The sequence below is a fragment of the Calditerricola satsumensis genome, assembly GCF_014646935.1.
Classification (GTDB): Bacteria; Bacillota; Bacilli; order Calditerricolales; family Calditerricolaceae; genus Calditerricola; species Calditerricola satsumensis.
In genome coordinates this window covers 1-8432 of record NZ_BMOF01000069.1, presented here as the reverse complement: position 1 = coordinate 8432, position 8432 = coordinate 1, and the positions used below count along the sequence as shown (strand labels likewise).

Annotated in this window: 12 protein-coding genes; all 12 read right to left on the bottom strand. The window is 64.5% G+C overall.

Annotated features, from left to right (window positions below; genetic code table 11):
• Positions 1 to 174: 174 nt before the first annotated feature.
• Positions 175 to 696 carry a NuoB/complex I 20 kDa subunit family protein gene (locus IEX61_RS11485; protein ID WP_054670681.1) on the bottom strand — a complete coding sequence of 174 codons (522 nt, stop codon included), beginning with the start codon at positions 694 to 696 and terminating at the stop codon, positions 175 to 177.
• The gene (locus tag IEX61_RS11480; protein ID WP_054670684.1) at positions 687 to 1052 is read right to left on the bottom strand and encodes an NADH-quinone oxidoreductase subunit A; all 366 of its coding nucleotides are present in this window, start codon (positions 1050 to 1052) and stop codon (positions 687 to 689) included. The genes IEX61_RS11485 and IEX61_RS11480 overlap by 10 nt, the downstream gene beginning before the upstream one ends.
• A 168-nt stretch (positions 1053 to 1220) precedes the next feature.
• Positions 1221 to 1475: an ATP synthase F1 subunit epsilon gene (gene atpC / locus IEX61_RS11475; RefSeq protein WP_229725859.1), complete on the bottom strand. Its 255-nt coding sequence runs from the start codon at positions 1473 to 1475 to the stop codon at positions 1221 to 1223.
• A gap of 38 nt (positions 1476 to 1513) precedes the next feature.
• Entirely contained in the window at positions 1514 to 2920 is a 1407-nt protein-coding gene (atpD, locus tag IEX61_RS11470) for a F0F1 ATP synthase subunit beta (RefSeq protein WP_054670690.1), read from the bottom strand.
• 33 nt (positions 2921 to 2953) lie between these two features.
• Entirely contained in the window at positions 2954 to 3811 is an 858-nt protein-coding gene (gene atpG / locus IEX61_RS11465; RefSeq protein WP_188818149.1) for an ATP synthase F1 subunit gamma, read from the bottom strand.
• A gap of 36 nt (positions 3812 to 3847) precedes the next feature.
• The gene (atpA, locus tag IEX61_RS11460) at positions 3848 to 5359 is read right to left on the bottom strand and encodes a F0F1 ATP synthase subunit alpha (protein ID WP_308423737.1); all 1512 of its coding nucleotides are present in this window, start codon (positions 5357 to 5359) and stop codon (positions 3848 to 3850) included.
• Positions 5360 to 5382: 23 nt separating this feature from the next.
• Positions 5383 to 5937 (bottom strand): F0F1 ATP synthase subunit delta, encoded by a 555-nt coding sequence (locus IEX61_RS11455; protein WP_054670693.1) that lies wholly within the window; start codon positions 5935 to 5937, stop codon positions 5383 to 5385.
• A complete protein-coding gene (gene atpF, locus IEX61_RS11450) occupies positions 5934 to 6419 on the bottom strand; it encodes a F0F1 ATP synthase subunit B (protein ID WP_054670696.1) in 486 nt (161 codons plus the stop codon). Before atpF ends, IEX61_RS11455 begins: the two co-directional genes overlap by 4 nt.
• Positions 6420 to 6564: 145 nt before the next feature.
• Positions 6565 to 6783, bottom strand: a complete 219-nt coding sequence (gene atpE / locus IEX61_RS11445) for a F0F1 ATP synthase subunit C (RefSeq protein ID WP_054670699.1) — start codon at positions 6781 to 6783, stop codon at positions 6565 to 6567.
• Between the two features lie 136 nt (positions 6784 to 6919).
• Positions 6920 to 7654 carry a F0F1 ATP synthase subunit A gene (gene atpB, locus IEX61_RS11440; RefSeq protein WP_054670702.1) on the bottom strand — a complete coding sequence of 245 codons (735 nt, stop codon included), beginning with the start codon at positions 7652 to 7654 and terminating at the stop codon, positions 6920 to 6922.
• A 42-nt stretch (positions 7655 to 7696) separates the two neighbouring features.
• Complete coding sequence (locus tag IEX61_RS11435) at positions 7697 to 8077, bottom strand: ATP synthase subunit I (RefSeq protein WP_188818145.1); 381 nt, start codon at positions 8075 to 8077, stop codon at positions 7697 to 7699.
• Positions 8074 to 8283, bottom strand: coding sequence for an AtpZ/AtpI family protein (locus IEX61_RS11430; RefSeq protein WP_229725858.1), 210 nt, complete (start codon positions 8281 to 8283; stop codon positions 8074 to 8076). Before IEX61_RS11430 ends, IEX61_RS11435 begins: the two co-directional genes overlap by 4 nt.
• Between the last annotated feature and the right edge of the window lie 149 nt (positions 8284 to 8432).

The following is an 8432-nucleotide window of genomic DNA, read 5'->3' as shown; positions in this document are numbered from 1 at the left end:
GGGCGGCCGCCGCGGCGCGCGCGCGGGCCGCCGCCTTGGCGTCCGGTCCGTCTTTGCCGTCCGCCGCCCCTTTCGCCGCTGGCGCCTCTTTCGCTTCAGGCGCATCAGCCGGCGCCGGCTGTTCGGAACGCCGGGAATCTTGCGTCATTTCGGGTTGCGCCTTGTCGCGTTCGCTCACGAGCGGGTCACCTTCTTCTTCCCGGTTTTCGCTTGCGCGCAGATCTTCTCTTGGAGCTTTTGGATGCCGTAGATGAGGGCCGCCGGCGTCGGCGGACAGCCGGGGATGTACACGTCGACGGGCACGATCTGGTCGACGCCCTTCACCACGGAATAGGACCGCACGTAGGGGCCTCCCGCCGTGGCGCAGGACCCCATGGCGATCACCCATTTCGGCTCGGGCATCTGGTCGTACAAGCGGCGCAAAATGGGCGCCATCTTCTTCGTCACCGTGCCGGCGACGATCATAAGGTCCGCCTGGCGCGGCGAGGCGCGGAAAATGACCCCGAAGCGGTCAAGATCGTAGCGCGGCGCTCCGGCGGCCATCATCTCGATGGCGCAACAGGCCAGGCCAAAGGTGAGCGGCCACAGGGAGTTCGATCGCGCCCACGCCTTGATCTGCTCGAGCGTCGTAAGCAGGACGTTTTGCCCCACTTCCCGCTGCTCGTCGGGCGTCAGCCCTTCAATCCTCACGTCCATGTTAACACCTTCTTCTTCCAGGCGTACAGCAGGCCGATGAGCAAGAGCGTGATAAAGATCAGCACTTCCACCAGCGCGAACAGCCCCAGTTGATTGTATGCCACTGCCCACGGATACAGAAAGACGGTTTCCACGTCGAAGATGACAAAGAGCAGGGCGAACAGGTAATAGCGCACGTTGTACCGGACCCAGCTGGTGCCCGTCGGCTCGATGCCGCTCTCATAGGGCTTGCCCTTCTCCGGCGTCGGCCGATGCGGGCGCAGGAACCGCCCCAGCGTAAGCGCTGCCACCGGCAACAGCAGGCCGAGCAGCACGAACACGGACACAAGGACATAATTGTTGGTGTATTCGGTCATTCGCGTCCCTCCAAGGGCCAGAGTTGTCACCCCTTTTAGCATAACAAAAACAAGAAAAAAAAGCACCTCGCAACCGGGAGCTTCCAGTTGCGAGGCGCCGGGTTGTCGCCGGAAACGCTCCGGCGGGAATGCGGCGGCGCAACCGCGTCGAAACCGTCGGCCTGCGGCCTACTTGTGGGCCCACTCGGCCGCCTCGGCCAGAATGGTGACGCGGTCCTTCCGCACTTCCAGGAAGGCCCCGCGCAGGTGCACCACCTGCTGGCGATCCTCCTGCTTGATTTTCACCGGGCCGTCCTTGAGCGGGGTGACGAGGGGCATGTGCTGAGGCAAAATCCCCAGGTCCCCCTCGACCCCCTTGGCCAGGACAAAGGTGACCTCATCGGAAAAGACCGTCTCGTCCGGCGTGACGATGTCGAGTCGCATGGTGTTCACGGCCATCCCCTCCTAACGGGCGAAGCGCCTTACAGCGTCTTCGCCCTCTCCACCGCTTCGTCGATGGTCCCGACGTAGAGGAAGGCCGCCTCCGGCAGGTCGTCGTGCTTGCCCTCGAGGATCTCCTTGAACCCGCGAATGGTTTCCTTGAGCGGGACGTACTTGCCCGGCACGCCGGTGAACTGCTCGGCCACGTGGAACGGCTGGGACAGGAAGCGCTCAATCTTCCGCGCGCGGGCGACAATCAGCTTGTCCTCGTCGGAGAGTTCATCCATCCCGAGGATGGCGATGATGTCCTGCAGCTCCTTGTAGCGCTGCAGCACCTGCTGCACGCCGCGGGCCACCTGGTAGTGCTCTTCGCCGACGATGTGCGGCTGGAGGATGCGCGACGTCGAGGCGAGCGGGTCGACGGCCGGGTAGATGCCCTTCTCGGCGATGGAACGCTCCAGGTTGGTCGTCGCGTCGAGGTGGGCGAAGGTCGTTGCCGGCGCCGGGTCGGTGTAGTCGTCGGCCGGCACGTAGATGGCCTGGATCGACGTGACCGACCCCTTCTTCGTCGAAGTGATGCGCTCCTGCAGCTGCCCCATCTCCGTGGCCAGCGTCGGCTGGTAGCCCACCGCCGACGGCATGCGGCCGAGGAGGGCCGACACTTCCGAACCGGCCTGGGTGAAGCGGAAGATGTTGTCGATGAAGAGCAGCACGTCCTGGCCGTACTCGTCGCGGAAGTATTCGGCCATGGTCAGCCCGGTGAGGGCCACGCGCAGACGGGCGCCCGGCGGCTCGTTCATCTGGCCGAACACCATCGTCGTCTTGGAAATGACGCCCGATTCCTTCATCTCGTGGTACAGGTCGTTCCCCTCGCGCGTGCGTTCGCCGACCCCGGCAAAGACCGACAGGCCGCCGTGCTGCATGGCCACGTTGTGGATGAGCTCCTGAATGAGGACCGTCTTGCCGACGCCGGCGCCGCCGAAGAGGCCGACCTTCCCGCCCTTGGCGTACGGGGCGAGGAGGTCGATCACTTTGATCCCCGTCTCGAGGATCTCCGACGTCGTGGCCTGTTCGACGAAGGGCGGAGCCGGACGATGGATCGGGTCACGCCGCTTGGCATTGACCGGACCCTGGTTGTCGATCGGCTCCCCGAGGACGTTGAACACGCGGCCCAGGGTTTCCTCACCCACTGGCACCGAAATCGGCGCCCCGGTGTCCACCGCTTCCATGCCGCGCACCAGACCGTCCGTCGAGGCCATGGCCACGCAACGCACGATGTTGTCCCCCAGGTGCAGGGCCGCCTCCACGGTCAGGTCGATGTCCAGCTCCCCGGGCTTGGTCGCTTTGTGCTGGATCTTGATCGCGTTGTAGATGGCAGGCAGGTGTCCACGCTCGAACTGGATGTCGACGACCGGACCCATCACCTGCACGACGCGTCCCTTGTTCATCGCCTTCCCTCCCTGTGCGCAAAGACTCCCGTCCTATTGCAGGGCGTTGGCGCCGGCGACGATCTCGGCGATTTCCTGGGTGATCGACGCCTGGCGGGCCCGGTTGTACATGAGGGTGAGCCGTTCGATCATCTCCGTCGCGTTGTCGGTGGCGTTGCCCATCGCCGTCATCCGCGCGGCATGCTCGCTGGCCTTGGCCTCCAGCAGGCCGCTGTAGATGAGCGTCTCCGCGTAGCGCGGCAGGAGCACCTCCAGCACCGCCTCGGGCGACGGCTCGTACTCGTAGGAGACCCCCGCTGCCGCTTCGCCCACGTCGGCGAGGGGCAGGAGCACCTTCTCGACGGGCCGCTGCACCACCGGGTTGACGAACTCGTTGTAGATGAGGACGAGCTCGTCGACGGTGCCGTCGGCGTACATCTGCACCGCCGTCTTGGCAATCTGCTCGATGTCGGCGAAGGTGGGGAAGTCGGAGAGGCCGACGATCTCCGCCACCACCGGGTAGCCGCGCTTCTTGAAGAAGTCGCGCCCCTTGCGCCCCACGGCGATGATGGCGTACTCCTTCTCCGAGGCGTGTCGCTCGCGGATGCGCTTGAGCGTCGTCCGGATGATGTTCGCGTTGTACGCGCCGGCCAGGCCGCGGTCGGCGGTGATCACCACGTACCCGGTCCGCTGCACCGGCCGGGCAACGAGCATGGGGTGGCGCACCCCCGTCGTCCCCCGCGCGATGGAGGCGATCACCTCGCGCATCTTCTCGGCATACGGGCGGGCCGCCTCCGCCCGCTCCTGGGCGCGGCGGAGCTTGGCCGCGGCCACCATCTCCATGGCCCGAGTAATCTGCTGGGTGTTCTTGACGCTGCGGATCCGGCGCTTGATCTCACGGGTGCCCTTCATCTCGTCTCACCACCCTTTCCGTCCGCGCCCACAGCCTCACGACGCGGAGGGCACAAAGGTCTTCTTGAACGCCTCGATGACCTCTTTCAGGCGGTTTTCATCTGGCAAGTCCTTCGTCGTGCGGATGTGCTCGAAGATGTCCGGCGCGTTCTGCTCGATGTAGGCGAGCAGCTCCGCCTCAAAGCGGCGCACGTCTTCGACCGGGATGTCGTCCATGAAGCCGCGCGTCACGGCGTAGATGCTGACCACCTGCTTTTCGACGGGCATCGGCTTGAACTGTTCCTGCTTGAGGATCTCCGTCACGCGCTTGCCGCGCTCGAGACGGGCCTGCGTGGCCTTGTCCAGGTCAGAGCCGAACTGGGCAAAGGCCTGCAGCTCGCGGTACGCCGCCAGGTCGAGGCGCAGCGTACCGGCCACCTTCTTCATCGCCTTGATCTGCGCCGCGCCGCCGACGCGGGACACCGACAGCCCGACGTTGACGGCCGGCCGGATGCCGGCATGGAACAGGTCGGTCTCGAGGTAGATCTGCCCGTCGGTGATGGAGATGACGTTCGTCGGGATGTACGCCGACACGTCGCCGGCTTGCGTTTCAATGAACGGCAGCGCCGTCAGCGAACCGCCGCCCAGCTGGTCGTTCAGCTTGGCCGCACGCTCCAGAAGACGCGAATGGAGGTAGAAGACGTCGCCCGGATACGCTTCGCGGCCCGGCGGACGGCGCAGGAGCAGGGAGAGCTCGCGGTAGGCCGCCGCCTGCTTGGACAGGTCGTCGTAGACGACGAGGACATGCTGCCCCTTGTACATGAAGTACTCGCCCATCGCGCAACCGGCATACGGCGCCAGCCACAGGAGCGGAGCGGGCTCCGACGCGTTCGCCGCCACGACGATCGTGTAGTCCATCGCCCCGTACTTCTTCAGCGTTTCCACGACGCTGGCCACCGTCGACTGCTTCTGGCCGATGGCCACGTAGATGCAGATGACGCCCTGCCCCTTCTGGTTGATGATCGTGTCGACGGCAATGGCCGTTTTCCCCGTCTGGCGGTCGCCGATGATCAGCTCGCGCTGCCCGCGGCCGATCGGGATCATCGAGTCGATGGCCTTGATCCCCGTCTGCAGCGGCTCGTGCACGGAACGGCGGTCAACGACACCCGGTGCCGGCGACTCGACGGGCCGGTATTCCGTCGTCTCAATGGGCCCCTTGCCGTCGAGGGGCTGCCCCAGCGGGTTGACAACGCGGCCGAGGAGGGCTTCGCCGACGGGCACCTCCATGATGCGGCCCGTCCGCTTCACCTGCATGCCCTCGCGGATGCCGGTGAAGGGCCCGAGGATGACGATCCCGACATTGTCCTCTTCCAGGTTCATCGCCAGGCCCATGATCCCGTTGTCAAACTCGACCAGCTCGCCGGCCATGACGTTGTCCAGCCCGTGCACGCGAGCGATCCCGTCGCCGACCTGGATGACCGTTCCCACGTCGGCCATTTCTACCGCCACCTGGAAGTTCTCGATCTGCTGCTTGATGAGCGAAGAGATTTCTTCCGGCTTGATGCTCAAGCTCATCACCGTTCACCCCTGTCTCACTGAACTTGGGAACCGGTACGGACCAGGGTTTGTTGGAAACGGTTCAGCTGGCTGCGCACGCTGCCGTCGATCACGCGGTTGCCGACGCGCACGACGAGTCCTCCGAGGATGGCCGGATCGACGACGCTCGTCACCCGCACGCGCTTGCCGATGGCGCGACCCAAACGGTCGGCAATCGCCTCCTGCGCCTCTTGGCCCAGCGGAACGGCCGTCGTCACCTCGGCGTCGACCACACCGCGCGCCTCGCTGGCCAGGCGGCGATACACCTCGGCAATGGCCGGCAGCGCATTCATCCGCCCCCGATCGATCAGCAGATGCAGCAGGTTCCGCAGTTCCTCGACCCACGCGCCGCCCGCCAACCGGTCGATGAAGGCTTTCTTCTCTTCCGCCGGAATCAACGGATGCGTGAGGAACCGGTGAAACTCGCGGTTGGTGCGGAACAGCTGCACGATCTCCTCCAGCTGCTCCTCGACGGCATCCAGCCGGTTGCGCTCCGCGGCCACGTCAAAGAGCGCCCGTGCATACCGCTTGGCCACGACGCCGCTCGTCATGCCGAATCGCCTACCTGCTGCAGGGTCTTCTCAATCAGCGCCAGCTGCTCGCGCTCGTCGAGTTCCTTTTCGATGATCTTCGCCGCAAGCAGCACCGACAGCGCGCCGACCTGCTGTTTGAGCTCGGCGAGGGCCTTTTCCTTCTCGCGCACGATCTCGGCGCGCGCCTCCTCGACCATCCGCTCGGCGCGCTCCCTGGCTTCCTTGAGGATCGCCTCGGCCTCACGCTCGCTGTGCTGCTTGGCGCGCTCGATGATCTCCTGGGCTTCGCTGCGCGCCTGGGCCAGGAGGTTCTTCTGTTCCTGCAAGAGCGCCTCCGCTTCCTGGCGCGTCCGCTCGGCCGTCGCCACCTGGTCCTCGATGTATTGCTGGCGGCGCTCCATGACCCGCATCGCCGGACCGAACACGTAGCGGCGCATCAGATACAGCAGGATGAGGAACGCGAGGATCTGGAAGAAAAACGTTCCGAGTTCGAAATGCATCCGACGGCCACTCCCTTCTTCTGCGCACCTTTCGGTATTCAACAACCCCGCACGGACGGCAAAACCTCGCAAAAAGTAAGGCGAAGGTTAACCTGCAAGAGGTTAACCTCGCCATGGCAGTTGTTTCGTTGCCGCCACACGGCCGTTAGATGTTGGTGAACAAGAGGATCCCGAACACCACCGCGATGATCGGCAACGCCTCGATCAGACCGACACCGATGAACATGAGCGTCATCAGGTTCCCGCGCGCTTCGGGCTGACGGGCCACCCCGTCGATCGTCCGGCTGATGACCAACCCGTTGCCGATACCGGCGCCCAGCGCCGCCAAACCGAAGATCAGAGCCGTTGCAAGCGCGAAGTCCATGTGGAAACCCTCCTCGAAGCAAATTGGTTGTCAGAAAACACCCACAAGGCGCACATTCCTCGCATGAGGCAATTTCTCACCGAATTTTAATGTGAAGGCCAAACAAAAGCGCCATCCACACCCCATCCGAGGCCCATCAGTGGTGATCATGCGCCACCTTTTGCGAAATGTACACCAGCGTCAGCATGGTGAAGATAAAGGCCTGGATCGTGCCGACGAAGACGGAGAAGCCCAGCCAGGCCACCAGTGGCACGGTACCGTACAGCCCGATCACCACCAGCAGGGCGATCAGCACCTCGCCGGCGAAGATGTTCCCGAAAAGACGCATCCCCAGCGTGAGCAGCTTGGTCAGCTCTTCGATCAGGTTAACCGGGAAGAACAGGAAATTCGGTTCGAAATAGTGCTTCACATAGGTTTTCGGGTTGCCGCGGATGCCAACGTAGTGCGAGTAGACAAACACCATCGTCGCCAGGGCCATCGTCACGCTGACGTTCGCCGTCGGCGACGCCCACCACGACACGTGATCGCCGGCCTTGATGCCGAGGAACGGCACGTCCGTCGCAAAGGTCGTCTGCACGTTGAAGAGCAGGCCAAGCTGGTTGGAGACAAAGATGTACATGAACAGGGTCAAGGCCAACGTTACGTACCGCTCGGCCACCTTCTCCGGCATGCTCGTCCGCGCCAACCCGCGCACGAACTCGATCAGCCACTCGAGGAGGTTCTGCCATCCCCGCGGCTGGCGAACGTCGAGGTTGCGCACGGCGAGACGGCCGATGAGGAAGACGATCGCTCCGGCGATCACCGTCGTCATCATGGCCACCAGGTTGAAGTCCAGCGGGCCGATGGTGATGACCGGAAACTTGTGTTCCACCCTCCCCACTTCCCTCCTTTCTCTCCACTCTCTCCACGGCGGTCAGAGCCTGTTGCGCAGAGCATCGGCCAACAGGGTGCAAGCGGCCACCACCGGAGCAACCGCCAAGCCCACCACGACGCCCACGACAGAGAAGACGTGGGGAAAGCGAGCCGCCAGCAGGCCCGCCGCTGCGGCCATGGCCAGCCGCGCCATGGTGCCGATGCCGCGCGCCCGCCCCGTCGGTTGCGCAAGCCCCTCCACAAACCCGCGCACGCGACGCGCCGCGTGGTATGCATTGTACATGCTGACGGTTGTTCCCAAGAGCAGCCCAGCAAAAAATGGTTTTGCCGGGGTCAACACCCAGGCAAGAACCATTCCCGCACTCGCCATGATGGTGATGCGCAAGGTGCGACGCAGCAACCGGGCGAGGGGATCGCTCATTCGTCGCCCCCCAGATACGGTTTGAGCAAGCGGACAATGCCATAGGCGCCGACGGCAAGGCCCGCCAGCAAGCCCACAACCGTCAACCACGGCCGGGTGCCCCAGGCGCGATCGGCCCACGCTCCCGCCCCGTAGCCGAGAAAAAGGCTGGCCGCCAGCTGGCCGGCCATGGCGGTCACCACCGCCATGGCCCGCCACCCCTTCATTGAACCGTTGGGCTTCATGCCATCCGCTCGCTTTCCCGAACCATCAACGTCCATGTTAGCGAAGGGCGAATCCTTTGTCAATTCGCCGCCGGCTCTACGCTAAAAAGTGTGGATGCCAAGAAGGAAAAAGGCGGTCAGCGAGCCAAGGG